Source organism: Acidithiobacillus albertensis, from assembly GCF_001931655.1.
GTDB lineage: Bacteria > Pseudomonadota > Gammaproteobacteria > Acidithiobacillales > Acidithiobacillaceae > Acidithiobacillus > Acidithiobacillus thiooxidans.
The window spans coordinates 1,734,496-1,750,695 of sequence record NZ_MOAD01000001.1 but is presented as its reverse complement, the minus strand read 5'-3'; the positions used below and the strand labels follow the sequence as shown (position 1 = coordinate 1,750,695).

Annotated in this window: 21 protein-coding genes; 12 read left to right on the top strand and 9 right to left on the bottom strand. The window is 54.4% G+C overall.

The window, feature by feature from the left end; translation table 11 throughout:
* Window positions 1-19: 19 nt before the first annotated feature.
* The 7 genes from BLW97_RS09140 to BLW97_RS18725 form a co-directional block, all read right to left on the bottom strand.
* Window positions 20-253, bottom strand: coding sequence for a hypothetical protein (locus BLW97_RS09140; RefSeq protein ID WP_139110713.1), 234 nt, complete (start codon window positions 251-253; stop codon window positions 20-22).
* A 131-nt stretch (window positions 254-384) separates the two neighbouring features.
* Window positions 385-1,035 (bottom strand): HpnM family protein, encoded by a 651-nt coding sequence (locus BLW97_RS09135; RefSeq protein ID WP_024894960.1) that lies wholly within the window; start codon window positions 1,033-1,035, stop codon window positions 385-387.
* 908 nt (window positions 1,036-1,943) lie between these two features.
* Window positions 1,944-2,225 (bottom strand): hypothetical protein, encoded by a 282-nt coding sequence (locus BLW97_RS09125; protein WP_024894959.1) that lies wholly within the window; start codon window positions 2,223-2,225, stop codon window positions 1,944-1,946.
* Between the two features lie 81 nt (window positions 2,226-2,306).
* On the bottom strand, window positions 2,307-2,615 hold the full coding sequence (locus BLW97_RS09120) for a hypothetical protein (RefSeq protein WP_024894958.1): 309 nt from the start codon (window positions 2,613-2,615) through the stop codon (window positions 2,307-2,309).
* On the bottom strand, window positions 2,596-2,772 hold the full coding sequence (locus BLW97_RS19450) for a hypothetical protein (RefSeq protein WP_158006064.1): 177 nt from the start codon (window positions 2,770-2,772) through the stop codon (window positions 2,596-2,598). Before BLW97_RS19450 ends, BLW97_RS09120 begins: the two co-directional genes overlap by 20 nt.
* Window positions 2,762-3,016 (bottom strand): hypothetical protein, encoded by a 255-nt coding sequence (locus BLW97_RS09115; protein WP_024894957.1) that lies wholly within the window; start codon window positions 3,014-3,016, stop codon window positions 2,762-2,764. The genes BLW97_RS19450 and BLW97_RS09115 overlap by 11 nt, the downstream gene beginning before the upstream one ends.
* Before the next feature lie 171 nt (window positions 3,017-3,187).
* The gene (locus tag BLW97_RS18725; protein ID WP_024894956.1) at window positions 3,188-3,874 is read right to left on the bottom strand and encodes a LexA family protein; all 687 of its coding nucleotides are present in this window, start codon (window positions 3,872-3,874) and stop codon (window positions 3,188-3,190) included.
* Between the two features lie 71 nt (window positions 3,875-3,945).
* Here BLW97_RS18725 and BLW97_RS09105 point away from each other — a divergent pair, with 71 nt between their 5' ends.
* Together BLW97_RS09105 and BLW97_RS09100 are read left to right on the top strand one after the other, a co-directional pair.
* The gene (locus tag BLW97_RS09105) at window positions 3,946-4,173 is read left to right on the top strand and encodes a transcriptional regulator (protein WP_075322965.1); all 228 of its coding nucleotides are present in this window, start codon (window positions 3,946-3,948) and stop codon (window positions 4,171-4,173) included.
* 6 nt (window positions 4,174-4,179) lie between these two features.
* Window positions 4,180-4,488 (top strand): hypothetical protein, encoded by a 309-nt coding sequence (locus tag BLW97_RS09100; protein ID WP_024894954.1) that lies wholly within the window; start codon window positions 4,180-4,182, stop codon window positions 4,486-4,488.
* 229 nt (window positions 4,489-4,717) lie between these two features.
* Here BLW97_RS09100 and BLW97_RS09095 read toward each other — a convergent pair whose 3' ends face one another.
* Both BLW97_RS09095 and BLW97_RS09090 read right to left on the bottom strand, forming a co-directional pair.
* On the bottom strand, window positions 4,718-5,059 hold the full coding sequence (locus BLW97_RS09095; RefSeq protein ID WP_024894953.1) for an HVO_A0114 family putative DNA-binding protein: 342 nt from the start codon (window positions 5,057-5,059) through the stop codon (window positions 4,718-4,720).
* Window positions 5,040-5,336, bottom strand: coding sequence for a toxin-antitoxin system TumE family protein (locus BLW97_RS09090; RefSeq protein WP_024894952.1), 297 nt, complete (start codon window positions 5,334-5,336; stop codon window positions 5,040-5,042). The genes BLW97_RS09095 and BLW97_RS09090 overlap by 20 nt, the downstream gene beginning before the upstream one ends.
* Before the next feature lie 346 nt (window positions 5,337-5,682).
* Here BLW97_RS09090 and BLW97_RS09085 point away from each other — a divergent pair, with 346 nt between their 5' ends.
* The 10 genes from BLW97_RS09085 (at window position 5,683) to BLW97_RS09040 (ending at window position 16,194) form a co-directional block, all read left to right on the top strand.
* The gene (locus BLW97_RS09085; RefSeq protein ID WP_051488135.1) at window positions 5,683-6,378 is read left to right on the top strand and encodes a BRO-N domain-containing protein; all 696 of its coding nucleotides are present in this window, start codon (window positions 5,683-5,685) and stop codon (window positions 6,376-6,378) included.
* Window positions 6,379-6,396: 18 nt separating this feature from the next.
* Entirely contained in the window at window positions 6,397-7,266 is an 870-nt protein-coding gene (locus BLW97_RS09080; protein WP_024894950.1) for an ATP-binding protein, read from the top strand.
* Window positions 7,267-7,355: 89 nt separating this feature from the next.
* A complete protein-coding gene (locus BLW97_RS09075) occupies window positions 7,356-7,952 on the top strand; it encodes a DUF669 domain-containing protein (protein WP_024894949.1) in 597 nt (198 codons plus the stop codon).
* 140 nt (window positions 7,953-8,092) lie between these two features.
* Window positions 8,093-11,662 carry a toprim domain-containing protein gene (locus BLW97_RS09070; RefSeq protein WP_075322964.1) on the top strand — a complete coding sequence of 1,190 codons (3,570 nt, stop codon included), beginning with the start codon at window positions 8,093-8,095 and terminating at the stop codon, window positions 11,660-11,662.
* Entirely contained in the window at window positions 11,652-11,984 is a 333-nt protein-coding gene (locus BLW97_RS09065; RefSeq protein ID WP_024894947.1) for a hypothetical protein, read from the top strand. The genes BLW97_RS09070 and BLW97_RS09065 overlap by 11 nt, the downstream gene beginning before the upstream one ends.
* Window positions 11,974-12,732 carry a thioredoxin domain-containing protein gene (locus BLW97_RS09060; protein ID WP_024894946.1) on the top strand — a complete coding sequence of 253 codons (759 nt, stop codon included), beginning with the start codon at window positions 11,974-11,976 and terminating at the stop codon, window positions 12,730-12,732. The genes BLW97_RS09065 and BLW97_RS09060 overlap by 11 nt, the downstream gene beginning before the upstream one ends.
* A complete protein-coding gene (locus BLW97_RS09055; protein ID WP_075322963.1) occupies window positions 12,725-13,201 on the top strand; it encodes a hypothetical protein in 477 nt (158 codons plus the stop codon). The genes BLW97_RS09060 and BLW97_RS09055 overlap by 8 nt, the downstream gene beginning before the upstream one ends.
* Window positions 13,173-13,865, top strand: coding sequence for a DotI/IcmL/TraM family protein (locus tag BLW97_RS09050; RefSeq protein WP_024894944.1), 693 nt, complete (start codon window positions 13,173-13,175; stop codon window positions 13,863-13,865). Before BLW97_RS09055 ends, BLW97_RS09050 begins: the two co-directional genes overlap by 29 nt.
* Complete coding sequence (locus BLW97_RS09045; protein WP_024894943.1) at window positions 13,862-14,974, top strand: DotH/IcmK family type IV secretion protein; 1,113 nt, start codon at window positions 13,862-13,864, stop codon at window positions 14,972-14,974. The genes BLW97_RS09050 and BLW97_RS09045 overlap by 4 nt, the downstream gene beginning before the upstream one ends.
* Window positions 14,971-16,194, top strand: coding sequence for a DotG/IcmE/VirB10 family type IV secretion system protein (locus BLW97_RS09040; RefSeq protein WP_024894942.1), 1,224 nt, complete (start codon window positions 14,971-14,973; stop codon window positions 16,192-16,194). Before BLW97_RS09045 ends, BLW97_RS09040 begins: the two co-directional genes overlap by 4 nt.
* Window positions 16,195-16,200 lie beyond the last annotated feature (6 nt).

Sequence of the window (16,200 nt, the reverse complement as noted above, 5' to 3'; positions counted from 1 at the left end):
AACCGCCGTGTTGGCAATACTAGCAATAAGCAGCGTGATCCGCATGGTGGGGGTAACCACTGAGCTTCATCTGATGGCGGATCACCACCCCTCCGGTGGGGCGGGACAAGGTCACATACCGGAACTTGACCAGTTCCCCCTGCATCCAGCGGTAGCAAGTATCCTTTTCGCCCATGAACGAAAAGGTCACCGCCTGAGTGCCGGACAAGAAAGTGTCGAGTTGATCAATCGTCTTTAACTCTTCAAGTTTCATGAAGATCTTCATTCCTCCATCATGAACGGTACCCGATCACGTTGCAGCTCACTCCAGACGCATTTCATATCGGACAAGGCTCAAGTACAGAATCGGCAAAGACGCTCCCGAGCAGCCAGCCCAATGTGCCATCAATGTTTCCCCTTCGCGTATTGAGCGATTTGCGCTTTTAAATGCGCAATCAAGGCTGAAAAACCCTTGGTTTCAATGGTTTTGTCATATTCAGAACGTTTCAGGGAAAGATCACTGACCCCGTCTGCGACAACATTCACAATGCGCCACTGTCCATCCTGCTGCTGGAGCAGGTAGTCAAAACGATGGATTTTACCATTGCGCATGGTCAGTGTGCTGAACACGCCCACGGTCCCAGGTTGCATGGTTTTACTGCTGACCACGGCAAAATGCTCGCCTTCATAATTATCAAAACGCGCCGCATAAGTGGCTACAGTATATTCTGCCAGCACGCCTACAAATTCTTTTCGTTGCGCGGGAGTCAGTTTAGACCAGCGGCTTCCCAGAGTCAGGCTGGCAATTCGATCAAAATTATAAACCTTCCGGACTACAGGAGACACTATGGCATAGCGGCCACTGTAACCTATCCTGTTACCGCCCCGCATGGCTTTCAATAAGGCTGCATCGAGCGTATCAATCGTGGCTTTTGGTGTCACAGCTTTGGCCGGCGCAACGGCCGAAGATGGCGCGGCAGCGGCTACGGCCGGAATCATCGGGGACACGGACAAAGCCGCCACCACCGAAAGCAACACAGCATTTTTCATAAGCATAAATCTCCCTCCTCCTCACTTGTTGGTCCAACTTTTGACAGTCAATCGCTTACTAAGGTTCCACCCGTAACTGATGCGCAAAGGTATTATTGACGGCTGTCAGCTCAAGACCCGAAGGCGTTAATCAGCGTCATGTGTTTGCATCCTGCATTTACCGCACACTTTTATGAAATGTAGATAGTTAAAAAACAGATAAAATGAAATGATCTACGGAATTAGGAGCCAGGTCATGGACAAACCATTTTTGTGCTATTTTCTGTTAAAAAAGGCACGAGAACACATAACCCGCACAACTATTTTGATCTATGACAGCTATGATTTACGGGTTTTTGGCTTCCAGAATAGAATCCGTTTAGATAGACGAACCGTTTGCGGTATAACTCTCCATTACAAAATATACATTGCGAGTTGATATAAAAAGAAAAACTCTGCAAATATCCCCAAGTCGAGTATAACCAGCACATGCACCAGATCCCCAAAAAGCCGGGAGAAGTCGATTTGCAGGCGAATGATCTGCTTAAAATCTTTCGCCGCAGAAAAGTACAGCAAAGCACTACCAGAAACGGGATGCCAATGATACCGAGTGGCCAGATCATATATCCTCCTTTTTTAACGGACATTGCGATAATTGGCAGGCCTCAAACACCAGACCCAACCCACCGCCCCCAATCCAGCGCGAGGCTCCCACTTTTTTTTGCGAACAAACTCCAATGCTCAGGCACTTCCAATATACAAGAAACAAAAGGTGAAACAACCTCAACCCGCAAAACGTTTGACTGCCTGGGTATGCTTTTTGGTTCTATCTGGTAATTCATCTTGTTTTCGATATACTGGCCTCATTTTTTCTAAAAAAGCCCGCCCATCAGACGGGCAATACAACCACCACAGGAGATTGTGGCACCGCAAAACTAATGCACGGAAAAGGCTCCTGGCTTCGCCTGGTCTGAAGCGCAAATCACCCGACTCCAGAGATCCCAGATAGCAGGCTTTGCACACAACAGCCAGTATCCCCGGAAATACAGTTCTTCGGGCGTTGCCCAGAAGTCCACAACAGAGCCCTGGATATGCAGCTTCGTGAATCCATCCACCATATCTATTTTCAGAATCGGCAGGATGATTCCCTCGTGACGACGCACGATGCCCGCAAACTGTTTGAGTTTGTGCGCGTTGATGCTTTTAGAAATTTGCATATCCAGTTCCCCCTAAAAAAGCCCGTCCCGTAAAAAAGACGGGCAATAGCCGCAAAACAACCGCTTTACAACACTTGAAACTTAAACAATCTGGCAGATTGAATTTGCATATTTATGGAGCGATTTTGTTTCGTTACCCTGAAAAAATTCGCTCCATACACGATCCGCAACATGGGTGGGAATTGCCATAACCCGGTCACGAACAGGTGAAAAAACCTTTTCAGCCATCCACCGGATCACCCGCAAATCCCTGATGGTCGCAAAAAGTGCGATGCTTGCACGAGTGCGCTCAACGCCCTCGCTGGACTCGCCCTGCGCATGCAGGGCATCAAACAGAGCGCGGGGATGTCCGGTAAGAGCGACCGCCAGCTTAACGGTCAGTACCATCATCAAAATCATCATTTTCATAACCATAACGATCCCCCTCGCGCACCTGAAACTTCTCGCCATCCCAATGCGCTTCCCAACCCAACTCATCCGCCATGCGACGCACTACCCGGGTCACTTCCACCAGCGGAAGGTCCGCACCCACAATCTCAATGTGCATGCTGCTCCTCCCTTTCAGGCTGCGAGCCTTTCGCAGGCTGCAAGCCCTCCTGATAGACGTGCCCCGGAAAAACCCGAATCTGCCCGGGAGCCAATTTCTCACCCATCATGGGACCAATATAAAAATAGACGCGACCGAAACGGTCCTGCATCCGCTCCGGTACGGGCGTTGCCATGGATAAATGCGGACGTACTGCAGGAAAATGTTCATGAGGCAGCGGAGAGAAAGCGTGAAAGTCGTACATAGTTTGCTCCATATCTATTGCTATGGAGCATAGATTACTATAATAACCGCCTTTGTCAATAGCTGATGCTATGCTTAGGGCGCAACGGTATCCATTCAGGAATCACAAAGCGTTATTTGACTCCATATAGGAACCAATCAATTCCAAAGCGGATACTTGAATGAGGGCGACTTAATGAAATTGCTGAACAGAAAGGACCACAACGCCGACAATGGTTGAGTCCGCCAGCGGTTGAACCGGATAGCGTGCGTTTTCAGGAACCAGAAACCATTGCCCGCCATCATTTTTGAGGCGTTTGACGCTGCCTTCATCGGCGTGATTCCTGACTACGACAACATCGTTATGTTTCGGTGACCAGTCAGGGTCCACCAAAACCAGCATACCTTCCGATAACAGGGGGCTCATACTGTCACCGACCACACGAAGATAGAAAGAGTTTTCTCCATACTTCTTGGATACCGCTATATATTCAGTATCTTTGGATAGTCTGGCATTTTCTATGCACAATCGAGGTTCACCTCCTGGAACGCGCCCCAAAATAGGATAATAAACTACAATATCCGGGCCAATCGTAACAGAATCAGTCGCACCCGAACCGATTTTGTACCGTTCAATCTCAAAATCTTCCCGATCTAACGAATAAGCCTGCAAACTGGAATTTCTCTCTATTTTCCTTGCGCTTTGCTCCCCTATCCCGCGTCGGCTGGTTTTCCACTGGCTGACCTGCGCATCGGCCACTTCCCATTTTTTAGCCATATCACTATCGGAATAACCTTGCGCAGACGCTTCGCGCAACAAGATCATCAAATTTTTTCGTCTTACTTGCTTTAGTCGGCTCTTATCCATACGCATCATCATAGCAAATGCTCTCTATTTAGGTATGCACACAAGATATTTACAAACTGCATAGCCTGAGCTATTCTGATCGCATGGACCTTAAAACTTATTGCAAGCAGCATACACAACGTGCGCTGGCGCGCGAACTCAGGATGACGCCCGGCATGGTGTATCAATGGCTCACTGGCCGACGCCCAATCAGTGCTGAGCAGGCCATCAAAATAGAAAAGGCGACTCACGGCGAAGTTCCGCGTTGGGCATTGCGGCCCGATCTTTGGGATGATCCGCAACATAATAAAACGACCTCCAGGTGTGGGTGATGATGCGTGTCCCTACTGTCGGCCTCACCACAGGAAAAGGCGAGAAAAGCCCACGCCCAGGTTTTGCAGGCATTGCGGGAACCGGGACGGCAGGCAGCCCTCGCCGCCTGTCTGGGCACGTCCGAATCAACCGTCTCCCGGATCAAGAACGAGCGGCTGGAGGACGTACTGGCTTTTCTCTATGCGGCGGGCTTCGAGATATGCCCCGCCGGAAGCCTCACCATCAAGGCAGAGGCCTGGGAGTTCATCCGCAGCACCCTGGCAGAAACTTTTGCGGACCCCGACATCGCCCGAAAAATGCTGCTCGAATCATGAAACAGACCCAAAAAACAGAAAATTTATTTATTGAAAAACCAGAGGCTTACAGCGTTTTAAAAAACTTTCAAAGCAAATGGCGGCTTTCGGTGCTTCAAAAACGGCATCACTACAGTATGGAAAGCCATTTTCAAAATTCGCATTCAGTATTACGCCTGTTCCAGCAGGTCAGCGATCCATTGATTGATGCTTTTTCCGGCCAGTTGCGCGGAAGCGGAATGAAACCGATTTATCCCGCCTTAAGCAGAAAATCTACATGCACGGCATCGTATGGGAAGATGAACCCATTCTCGCGCCGGTCAATGAGCCCGGCGTTAAGCAAGGCATGGACATCCGCGTGGACGGATTTTACATCGCGTTCCACGCGCCGGGCGATCTCGCGTAGTGCCAGCGGACCGGTCCCGGTCATGGCTTTCAGAATCCCCCATCGCCTGGCAGTAAGCACCTTCCAGAGCAATTCCGGCGATTCAAAACTGATGCGGGGCGCGGACGCTTCCCCGGTTTCCCATGCCTGGGTGAAGTCAGTCAGGGAATCCGCCAGGGTACGGACATCAATCGTCACAGTGCGCATCCATCCACCTCTTTGCGTCATGAAAAAAATCCGCCACCAAGTCCTCTACTGTTCTGAATGTATAGGGCAGTTCGGACTCGCCAATATGCCGATGGTCACCTTTGCCACGCTCGTTGTCGTAACGCACTACACACCGTCCGCCAAAGACCAGTGCAAGACGGTATTTGTAAGAGTGGTCACTGGGCGGCACCGGACCATCGAGTTGCCAAAGCACCATTTCAGCGAAAGCATTGTCACCTACGGGAATCCGCCGTCGTATCAGTTCTCTGGCCTGCATGGTTCGAAGAGTAACCCCATCTGCACATGTTGGCAAATATACCAACCAACACTCTTATTTGTCAGCCATTGGCTTGACAATATCCGCCGCACGGGTCTACGCTCAATTCGTCATCGGGGTTCCGATGATCGGGTTTGAGAGCCCGGAAAGTAGGCGGATAGCCGCCATCCCCTTGCGGGAAAGCGGTATTTTTATGTCCGTGGTTCGGTACTGCTCCTATGGGCGGGCCGGACGGGGAGCCGCAAGGCTCGCCGGTGCCTACTGCCGGTCTCTCAACCCGTCCGGTTCCGCCCACCCTTGTGAGAGGGGGTTGGCGGTAATACTGCCGATCAGTAGGAGTTTGACCATGGACACCCATACCCCAGGCGCGTCCGCGCCCTTGCAGGCTGTGAAGCCCGCTGTCTTTCAATTCCACTCTACCGAAGTCCGCACCATCGACCGCGACGGGCAAATCTGGTTCATTGCTGGCGACATCGCCAAGGCGTTGAACTATGCCGACGCCGTGCAAATGACCCGCGTTCTGGATGATGACGAAGCTGCTCTGCATAGTGTGCAGATCAGGTCCGAGAACGGCACTATTCAAACCCGCGAAGTCACCATCATTTCCGAGTCCGGCCTCTATCACGCCCTCTTAAAAAGCCGCAAGCCCGAAGCCCGGGCGTTCCGCCGTTGGGTAACGCAGGAAGTCCTGCCCGCCATTCGCCGGGGTAGTCTGCGAGAGGTTGCACCCCGGCAAGGGCTTGGCACCCGGCAAGGGCTTGCACCCCGGCACGAGTCTGGGGCCCTCTCCTTCTTGCAGGGGCGGTTCCTGCTGACCTTCGACCTGGACGGCAAAGCCTGCCTGCAACCGTTACCGGAAGATGCCTGCATCCTGTCGCCCTCTGATCCGCTCAGTATGGCCACCCTGATCCGGGAAATCCTGCCCCGCGATCGCCTGGCGGATTGCCTGCAAATCGGCATTGAACGGCTCGCACAGCAAAAAATGCCAAAAAATTCTGAACCGACCCTTTCAAATCGGCACCACCCTGGTAGGGAAGCATAGGACAGGAGCAAAAAAACGATGGGTATTCTCGACAACATTCAGGCCAACAGCGGTCCCCGTGCCCTCAAGGTCGTGATTCATGGCGAAAACGGCATCGGCAAAACGACCTTCGCGGCGGGCGCGCCACGGCCCTTGATCCTGGCCGTAGAAGACGGCATCGGCGTTCTGAACGTGCCCTTTCTCCGTATCCGGAGCAGCGACGAGCTGCAAAACGCCCTCATGGAACTCCTGCAGGGGTTCCGCTCCGGGGTTGGCACCCCGCAGGGAGTGCGACCCTTTGATTCCGTGATTGTCGATTCCCTGGATGCCCTGGAAGCGATGGTCTGGAAAAAAGTCTGTGAAACCGGCCACAAGAAAAACATTGAGGATTTTGGTTACGGCAAGGGCTATATCTTCGCGCTCCAAAAATGGGCGGAAATCCGCGATCAGATTCAGGCCATCAATGATTGCGGGATTCATACCATCGCCATTGCCCAGAGCAACAACAAGACCAATAACGATCCCGTCTATGGCAGCTATAACCGCACGATCCTGCGCCTGCACGAAAAAACAGCGGGCCTCTGGCGGGATTGGGCCGACATTATGGGCTTTGCCACCCAGAGACTGACCCTGAAAGGCGACGACAAGGGCGCACCCCGCGCCATCGCCATGGGCGAGCGCGTCCTGGAAATCGGGGCCAGTCCCGCCTACTGGAGCAAAAACCGCTTCAACATGCCGGGCACCTTACCTCTGTCCTGGAACGCCCTGACGCAAAACTATCTCGCCGCCTTTCAGCAGAAACTTTCACATGCTGCAAGTCTTTCGCAGAGTGCGAATCCAGTACAAGCGGGAAACCTTCACGCGGAATCGGCACCACCCGTAAACAATTTACCTTTCCTGCGCCACTGATGGTGTCAGGAACGGACGGGGAACCGGGCACCTTTCCCGTCTGACCTCTTTCCCAGGTGTCCTGCTTTGCAAAGTAAAGGAGCAATACAATGGGTAATCTCAGTGGTTTTTATCAAAATTACGGCAACATCAAGGAAAGCAGCGGCTCTTTGCCGCCCGGTGATTACAATGTCGGGATCGAATCGGCGGAAGCGAAACCGACCAAGAACGACCCCAATCAGGGCTACCTCGAACTCAAGCTCAAGGTCCTGGACGGTCAGCATCAGGGCATGTATGCCCCAAGTATCCGCCTCAACCTCTGGAACGCTTCGGACAAGGCGCGGGAAATCGCCGAGGAATCGCTGAAAAGCATTACCCTGGCGACCAACGCCGGGGCCATTGACGACAGCTCGCAACTCGTCGGGAAAACCATGCAGGTCACCGTGCGGCCGCAGAAAAACGCCCCCGAATACAACGAGTCCGTCAACCCCAAGCAAATCGGCTCCGCACCCGCCATCCAGAACCAGTTCAACCCTCAGGGAGGGTTCAACCCCAATGGCGGCAATCAGGGCGGTTTTAATCCCAACGGGGGGAATCAGGGGGGTGGCAATCAGGGCGGCGGCGCAGTGCCCGCTTTCATGCCTTCCCAGGCAGCACCCGCTCCCCAGGAACAGCAACCGGCTTATCAGCCATCGTTCCGGCCTTGATGCGTTTGTCCTTTTTTCCCTCATGACCTTGCGGGGCTTTGCGCCCTGCAAGGGGGAAAAGCGGACAAAAAAATACCGCTCAAAAATGCCTTTTGAGCGGGTACCCAATATCGCTTAACAACCTTAACCGAGAGCATTATATGTCTATTGTTGCATTGAAATCAACCCCAAAATCTTTTAACGATGTCGCTACCGAAATTGAACCCCTGGTACAGAAATTCCGGCGGTCCGGAAATTCCAAGGCCACTTTCCTCTGTCCGAATCATGACGACAAAAATGCGTCTGCCTGGATCGCACAAACGGAAAGCGGCTGGACCCATGCCCATTGTTCCGTATGCGGAAACCTGCGCGAACATTTCAACCAGCAAGGCGTGTTTTTTTCGCAGTCCGGCTCCCGTGGGAAGCGGCGTAGCGCCCCGGATCGCAGCGGCGCATATTACGACCGCCTCAAAAGCAAGACACCGGAAAACAAGAACTACAAGCAGCGACAACTGGAAGTGCTGTATTATGGAGAACCGGAAGGCACCCTGACCCATGACGTGTATCCGCTTGATAGCGGCCTGTCGCGGGGAATAAATCCGCAACACGCCATGTTTGCAGAAAACCTCTGGCGTTATACACCGGAAGCCGTTGAACAGGCCCACAAGCTGACCCTGCATTATCTGCAATCCGAAAGAAAACTCGAAGGCCCGTTCCATGACCTGCTGTTTTCAGCCAATACCCTGGATAACCATCTGGGACAGGATAAACGCGCCCTGTTCGACAGCCGGGTAAAAGCCGTACTCATCACGCCGCTGAAAAATCCGGCGCACTTCCATGAACGCGCCTGGCAGGAAACCTGGCTGGACGCCAAAGGCCGCAAGATCGCCCGCCATTTCCCCGCAGGTGTCCCCCAGAGTGGCCACGTTTTTTACAGGAAGCAGGCCGCTGCGAAAACGCTGATCATCGGCGAAGGACTGGAAAGCACCCTGTCCGTACCCGATCACTTCGGCAAGACCGACCGGATCGCCGTCATGAGTCTGGCGAATTTTCCCCGGCTGGAACTCATCAAAAGATACGAAAACGTCCTCTTTGTGCCCGACCTGGAAGTACACGGCAAGGGACTAAAAGCTGTATTGAACCTGGCTGCCCAATGGCTCTCCACGTCACCGGCCCGTCTGTACCTGATGCGTCCCGATGGGAAACCTCTGCTGGACCCGATCACGGACAAGCTGGATGCCAATGACCTGACCCGCGAACAACTTCAAGCCTTGCGCCCGGTTTTTCTGGATGCGGATAACCTGCTCCCGAAAGACCATCCCATGCGGCATTGGAGCAAGGAATCGACAGATAAAATCTACAATGACCTAAAAAAACAACTGAAACACGATCTGAACCAGCCCGGCTCCGGCAAAAAAAACCTGATCGCCGTAGGCACCGGCGTCGGCAAAAGTCACGCCCTGGGCGAAATCCTGCCCCGTCTCGACAAAACCGCCATCGCCTGCACGACCACCCGCGAGGGACGCTGCAATCTCGCCCGCAACCTGACCCCCGAACAGGAACATCACGGTCGTGCCGAACCCCTTGCAGGGTGCGAACCCCTTGCAAATGACTCAGAAAAACCTGCCAGCCCTGAACAAATCGTGGAAAACCCGCAGACCTGGTGCAAGATGTATTTTCATCGCTTTGAAAATGCCACTTACATAGGCCGTGGGCATATCACCATCGACGCCGATACCGTACCGGCCCCTGCCATCATAAGTCCCCTGGGCTTTCCGATTGCGCCCGTCTGCAACCATGAATGTCCACATGGACTCACTACGCTCCATCACCTGACCGACGGACAGAAAGGTGCGAATACCGGCGCTGACCTCTGCCCGCACCTGCTGAAACGCCTCGAACACTGGTATCAGGAAGATCATCTGGTCAGTACCCATGCCGGACTGAATGGCGATCCCCTGCTCCTGAAAAGCGCAAACCATCTGCGCGATCAGGTCATCATCGACGAGGCCCCGGCACTGACCGACAAGTTCACCTGGGTCCGCGAAACCCTGGATCACCTTCGACATGGCGTTTTCTGCAATCACCAGACCGATCAGCGCTTTTATTCCGGCGCTGACCGCGAAGAGCGGTTGAACGCCTACCATCAAATAACGGCCTGGGTCGTTCATATCCAGAACTGTCTGCAAACAGGGTGGGAAAACGGCGATATTCCTCCCCTTTCGGGGCATGGTGACTGGCAGGAATTTTACGATCTGGTCAAAAAACACAAACACTTCGGCTTCGTCACCATTTTCGAGCGCATGTACCGGGACGCCACCGAAAGAAAAAAACCGGGCGAACCGCTCAAAAAACATTACGGCCCCGTCCTGCTGGACCGCCTTTCCCAGGCCATCCAGCAACACACCCTTTTTTATCAGCCATCCGAAGGCGCATCAGGCGCCATGACTTCCGTACTTCATACGGAAATTGGTCAACGACTCAAGACAGCAACGAGGAAACAGGACATGATGATTATGACCGCTACTCCATCCAGAGCCTTAAAAACCCTTTGTCCGAATATCATCGAAAAATATCCGGCGACGCCCAATCTTCATATCAACTGGACACGCGGACGCGCTTTTTCGGCAACCGCCCTGGCGCGTAACCCGGAGGAAACTATCCGGGATGCGGTGGACATCCTGGAAGCCCTGCCGGAAAAAGGCGCCGCGCTGATGACAAAGGCTCACGAGGAAGCCATCGGCACGGAAACCTTCCCGAATCTCATGATAGGACACTGGAACAGGGACCACGAAGGGCAAAATCGCTGGAAAGCAGCCAAACACCTGGAAATCATCGGACTGCAATACAAGTCCTGCTTTGACTTGTGGATGGAATACGAGGCGCTACGCCGACTCTACAACCTGCCCTGGCAGCCCGCGAAGCAAAATGACCCCTGGGAAAACCAGAATGTCGGTATCAGCTATCTGCCCGGCTCAGAAAATACCGTCTATCTGCCCAAGGACAATCCCGATTTTGCCTTCTTTGTACGGGAACAGTACACCATAGAGGTCGCCCAGGCCGTAGGCCGTCTGCGGGCCTCGCGCCGCCTGGACGAAACCCTGACTGTCAATCTGCGGACCAATATTCCGCTCCTGCCCCTGTTCGGCCTGGTCGTGAACAGCTTTGACGGTCACGCCCACAAGCAGCTTATCATCCACGAGCGAGCTGTCGATCATGTCGCCGAACTCGTCAAGGCCGCCCTGGACGCCGGATTAAAACCCACTTTCCGCCAGATCGACCAGCTTGCAAAAACGCAAAGCGGTAAGGGAATCCGTTACACAAACTGGAAAAAAGTTGTTGACTACTATGTAAATGGCGATAAGAGCCTGACTGTCAACGCCGTACAGGCTGATCCCGATACCTTCATAGACATTGAGCAACTCTGGCTGCTCAAATCCCAACCCTTTATCGACGCCGAGGCGCGACGACGCGGCGACCGGATACGACGCCGGGAAGCAGCCCTGCCGGGACGCGGCGACGGACCGGAAGGACAGGCCCTGCTCAATGTCATGGCCATTATGGACCGGGAACACTGCGATTCTGCAAAAGCTGCCCTGAAACTTTTGCAAAGTGGTTCGCAAAATCGGCATCACCCTGGTGATGAATACGAAAAAGCACTGGAGAGGATCATTGCACATCCCATACCGGATTATTACTGGCTCGATGAGGACAACACCCATGTTGGCTGATACGCCCAAAGGAGGGATTTTCTACTTTAGTGTAGCTCTTGTAGCCATTATCGGCCTGATAACGGCGGCGATCTGGCAGTATGTATCCCATACAGTCAATCACCACTGGCAACAGGAACTGATCCAGGACACGCATCATACCGTCACCATCCAGGGTTCGCTCCGGCACGACGGAATCGCCATTGTGCGCCTGAAAACGCCGCGAGGTCCTGAAATCGCTTATCTGGTCGACCACGGAAAATATCTGGCTATTGGTCCGCTCATGGACCTGAAAAACGGGAAAAATGTGACCCCCATCTGGGAGAGGAAATATGTTTCTTGAAAAAATGGCCCCATGCCGGGGTGCAGCCGCCCTGCTCATTGCGTTCCTGTTCGCTCCGGTCAGCGCCTGGGCAGAAGTACCCGTACCGCCGATACATCGGGTGATTATTCCCAAAGTACCGCCGGTTTCCTGGCACACAGTGACGGGCGACTTGACCGTCCGCCCATCGGACATTCCCCATGCCGAAACCGTTCCACAATCTGCCCGGGTTTCGCCCCGCGCCCTGCAAGGGGTTAGCACCCTGCAAGGGACAACTCCGTCATTGACGCCGCTGACCGCAAGGCAACAAGCCCTTCTGCAGAAAGTCCATGGTTTTCTTTGGGGAGCGCCCTCTGCCCCGGAAAAGGCGATCATCTTTTTCGATCCGAACTGCATCTGGTGTCATCGCTTTTTCGGGCAGGTCCAGGCCGGAGTCGCCCAGGGCAAGGCCCGTTATCTGATGATTCCGGTCGCCATCCTCAAAAAGAGTTCCGTACCCAAGGCCGAACGTATTTTAAGCGCCCAAAATCCACAAGCGGCTTTTTTGACGAACGAACAGCATTTCAGCGTGGTGAATGAATCCGGTGGATTGTCCGGCAAGCCTTTTCAGGCATCGAAAACCATTCAGGACATTCTGGCCATCAATACGGCGGTTTTGTCCGACCTGGAAAACCATGCCCCGGAAACCCCCACCATCATCGTCCATACCCCGGGCGGCATGGCGCTTCATGCGGGTTTTATCGGAACAGGAGCCCGTTCCAATGGGTAAGATGCAACGCGACAAAGGCGCTCGAGCCGAACGCGAATTATTTGCCTTACTCTCCGACGAATTGGGCACCATCGTCCAGCGCAATCTCGTACAGACCCGCGATTCCGGTGCCGATTCCCTGAGTATTCCGGGCTTTGCCATCGAGGTAAAACGCCATGAAACCCCGTTCCGGCAAGCCTGGTGGGATCAGGTCAATGCTACCCGCCATCAGAACGGGTTCGCACCCTGCAAGGGGCTCGCACCCTGCAAGGGGCTCGCGCCCTGCAAGGGGTTCGCACCCGGCAAGGGCGGCCTGACACCTCTGCTGTTTTATCGGCAATCGCGGCATCCCTGGACGGCGGTTTTCGATCTGGCCGACTTTCTGCCCAACGTCGATGCCGACTCACTCTGCCATACCAATTTATCCACCATCTGCCAATTGATCCGGGAGGAATTGCCCTATGTTTGGCAAAAAGAAAAAAGCGCCTGAGAAAAATGAAGCCCCAACCCGCAAGGCGGTTGAGCAGGAAATGGACGCGGCACAAGCCCATTGGGAAAGTAATGTGACCCTGTTCCGGCTGTATAGTCTGGCATCCCGGATCAACTGGACGCTGCTGGTCTATTCCGCCGTCCTGACCCTGGCGCTGGTCTGGGTCGAAACCCATCCACCGCTGCCGACCTATTTTGCGACCTCCAAGACGGGCCGGATCATCCCTCTGGTGCCTCTGGACAGGCCGTATGTCACCGATCATACCGTCATAGCCTGGGCGATGCAGAAAATCCCCGACGCCCTGAGTTTTTCGGCGCTCAACTATCGGCGCGACCTGCAACGGGCCAGGGCTTATTTCACGGAAAACGGTTATCAGGGATTCCTGGCGGGCCTGAAAGCCCACGGTGAACTGAAAGCGATCCGTAACCGGAATCTGATGGTGTCCACCATTCCCACCGGACCCGGCGTAGTCGTCTGGCAAGGGCATCTGCCCAATGGCATTTTTGCCTGGAAAGTGCAGTTTCCGGTCAAGATGATTTTCCGCTCATCCAGCGAGATCAACGAACATGCCTATGACGCCACCGTACTGATCCAGCGGGCCGTCACCCTGAAAAATCCTGCCGCCATCAGCATTCAGACTTTCTATCTGGGAGAACCCCAATGAGCATCAAAAAAACGGTTTTACTGGCCCTTGCCTTCCCCGTTCCGGCGCTTGCCGGTGTGGTCGTACCACAAGTACCGGTCCCACCCGTACGACCTGTCACCACACCCACCGTGCCGACCTTGCCACAAACGCATCAAGAGTTGCACGCGGCTCCCGCTGTCATGCCGAGCCCAGCGCAAAACGGGCAAAATACAGAGGATGCGCAAACCGAAGAGAGTTCGCCGTCCGCAGAGAATTCGCCGTCCGCAGGACTGCCGCCCTTGCCGCCGGAGAAAAGTCTGTATGCGTCAGCTGCACAATCCTTGTTGCCTTTGCAACCCCGGGACCTGATGCGCTTCCGTAAAAAGTTGCAGGCGACACAAAAAGCCTCGGAAATGCCGATGACGCCGCCGCTGGCGAAAACCGAAGTCATCACCATTCATCCCAACCGAGGCGGTATCCCGGTCATTCCCATGTCGGCGGGTTATGTTACCGATGTGTCCTTCGTGAATGAGTGGGGCCAGCCCTGGCCTGTAGCCGATGCCACGGTCGGCAATGGCGCGGCTTTCCAGGTCATGAATCCGATCGTTCCGGGCAGCATCCAGGCGCAAACAGCTCTGGGCGACAAGACGGGAAAAGCCAGCGGCGGCAATGCCCCTCTGAAAACCAGCACCCTTATCGTCGCCGCCAAGCAGAAATATCGGGATTCCAACCTGTCCGTACTACTCTACCGTCTGCCCACCCCGTTACTGTTCAGTCTGCAAACGGGCGTTAAAAAGGTGGATTACCGGATCATTGTGCGCGTCGATGCCCTGTCACCCAATGCCATGCCACCCATTGGCGGTCTGGGCAGAGCCCATGATGCCGCAGACGCCCTGCTGATGCGGGCCCTGTACGACACCATGCCGCAATCAGCCAAAAGCATCCCTTTCGGTTACGGGGAAGCCTGGACCCTGAACGGCAAAATCTGGCTGCGCACCCGGCACAGCATCCTGGCTCCCGCCTGGCTCGCTACCATGCAGTCCCCGGACGGCATCCATGCCTATGAAATTCCCGCCACGGAAAGCGTCATGCTAACCCTCAACGGCGAACCCCGGACGATTGTTTTTGAGAAGGAACACCAATCATGAGCGACGAAATCCAGAATGATTCCGAGAACCAGACTCCAGCCAATCTGCAGGGTGCAGACCCTTCGCAGAGTGCAGACCCCACCCAGGATCAGGAACCGCCTGTCCGGAAAAAGGTGACCTTCGCGGGGAATCTGAAACGGTTTTATACCAGTCCGGAAACCCGTTTCAATGCCATTTTACTCACGGCCATTGCCGGGGCGATGATCGCCTTTGGCCTGTATAGCCTGACAGGTGACAGCGGAAAAGCAGTCATAAGCCGTCCGGGGTCCGCCCATCACGTCAAAAATCTGCCCGGCGGCGATCAGGGTGGTGCGCTCTACGACCAGAACCTGAACAAGCTGAACGCAGAGCGCGCCAAAGAGGCGGCCCAAAACCATCAGACCTTCATCCCGACCCTGGGCGCTTTGCATCCCGTAGCCCCGGTACAAAGTGCTGCCGTTCCCAAACCAGCGGCAAAAAAACCCGCACCAGCGCCTGCACCGGCTGCACCCGCTGCGCCCAAGGAAACCGCCTGGCAAAAAACCGAAGCCAAAGATGCCCAACTGGAATTGATGCGTTTTGTCCATGCGCCTGTTCCTGTCCCACTGACGACCAGTTTGCGCGTTGCCCCCGCCAATACCCACTTCTCTCATGATGCACAAAATACCGGGCCCTTGCGGGGTGCCAACCCCTTGCCGGGTGCGAACCCAATCCTGGCAAATCCGGGGCATATCGCTTTCGGGGAACTGCTGACCGCGCTGAACAGTAATGAACCCGGACCCGTCGAGGCGGAAATTGTCTCTGGCCGCTTCAAGGGCGCGAAAGTGCTTGGCAATTTCAAACGCGAAAAAGACCGTCTGGTGGTCGCGTTTGATGAAATGACCTGGAATCGTCAAAGCTATCCCATATCCGCGTATGCCATCAACGCCAAAACCGCCCGTACTTATGTCGCTACCAGCGTCAATCATCATACCCTCGCCCGATGGGGATCACTCATTGCGGCATCCTTTTTAGGCGGCGTCGATAATGCCCTCGATATGGCCAATGAATCCGAAACATTTGGCAATGGTTATGCCGTAGTCGCCAATCAGATGTCCGACGGTCAAATCCCACTTTATGCAGCGGGAAATGTCGGTAATGTCCTGACGCCCATTCTTGCCAAACGCTTTAACGAACCGCCGACCGTCCGCGAGGCACAAGGCGCAGCCATTGGACTTTTGTTCATGAAACCAGTAAGATAACTGCAT

Excerpts from the sequence above, each read along its gene's own strand:
- BLW97_RS09090 (WP_024894952.1), bottom strand. The coding sequence starts at position 5,336 with ATGCAGGCCAGAGAACTGATACGACGGCGGATTCCCGTAGGTGACAAT.
- BLW97_RS09135 (WP_024894960.1), bottom strand. The coding sequence starts at position 1,035 with ATGCTTATGAAAAATGCTGTGTTGCTTTCGGTGGTGGCGGCTTTGTCC.
- BLW97_RS09080 (WP_024894950.1), top strand. The coding sequence starts at position 6,397 with ATGGGTATTCTCGACAACATTCAGGCCAACAGCGGTCCCCGTGCCCTC.
- BLW97_RS09105 (WP_075322965.1), top strand. The coding sequence starts at position 3,946 with ATGGACCTTAAAACTTATTGCAAGCAGCATACACAACGTGCGCTGGCG.
- BLW97_RS19450 (WP_158006064.1), bottom strand. The coding sequence starts at position 2,772 with ATGCACATTGAGATTGTGGGTGCGGACCTTCCGCTGGTGGAAGTGACC.
- BLW97_RS18725 (WP_024894956.1), bottom strand. The coding sequence starts at position 3,874 with ATGATGATGCGTATGGATAAGAGCCGACTAAAGCAAGTAAGACGAAAA.
- BLW97_RS09045 (WP_024894943.1), top strand. The coding sequence starts at position 13,862 with ATGAGCATCAAAAAAACGGTTTTACTGGCCCTTGCCTTCCCCGTTCCG.
- BLW97_RS09040 (WP_024894942.1), top strand. The coding sequence starts at position 14,971 with ATGAGCGACGAAATCCAGAATGATTCCGAGAACCAGACTCCAGCCAAT.
- BLW97_RS09115 (WP_024894957.1), bottom strand. The coding sequence starts at position 3,016 with ATGTACGACTTTCACGCTTTCTCTCCGCTGCCTCATGAACATTTTCCT.
- BLW97_RS09085 (WP_051488135.1), top strand. The coding sequence starts at position 5,683 with ATGGACACCCATACCCCAGGCGCGTCCGCGCCCTTGCAGGCTGTGAAG.
- BLW97_RS09065 (WP_024894947.1), top strand. The coding sequence starts at position 11,652 with ATGTTGGCTGATACGCCCAAAGGAGGGATTTTCTACTTTAGTGTAGCT.
- BLW97_RS09125 (WP_024894959.1), bottom strand. The coding sequence starts at position 2,225 with ATGCAAATTTCTAAAAGCATCAACGCGCACAAACTCAAACAGTTTGCG.
- BLW97_RS09060 (WP_024894946.1), top strand. The coding sequence starts at position 11,974 with ATGTTTCTTGAAAAAATGGCCCCATGCCGGGGTGCAGCCGCCCTGCTC.
- BLW97_RS09140 (WP_139110713.1), bottom strand. The coding sequence starts at position 253 with ATGAAACTTGAAGAGTTAAAGACGATTGATCAACTCGACACTTTCTTG.
- BLW97_RS09120 (WP_024894958.1), bottom strand. The coding sequence starts at position 2,615 with ATGATGGTACTGACCGTTAAGCTGGCGGTCGCTCTTACCGGACATCCC.
- BLW97_RS09095 (WP_024894953.1), bottom strand. The coding sequence starts at position 5,059 with ATGCGCACTGTGACGATTGATGTCCGTACCCTGGCGGATTCCCTGACT.
- BLW97_RS09055 (WP_075322963.1), top strand. The coding sequence starts at position 12,725 with ATGGGTAAGATGCAACGCGACAAAGGCGCTCGAGCCGAACGCGAATTA.
- BLW97_RS09075 (WP_024894949.1), top strand. The coding sequence starts at position 7,356 with ATGGGTAATCTCAGTGGTTTTTATCAAAATTACGGCAACATCAAGGAA.
- BLW97_RS09050 (WP_024894944.1), top strand. The coding sequence starts at position 13,173 with ATGTTTGGCAAAAAGAAAAAAGCGCCTGAGAAAAATGAAGCCCCAACC.
- BLW97_RS09070 (WP_075322964.1), top strand. The coding sequence starts at position 8,093 with ATGTCTATTGTTGCATTGAAATCAACCCCAAAATCTTTTAACGATGTC.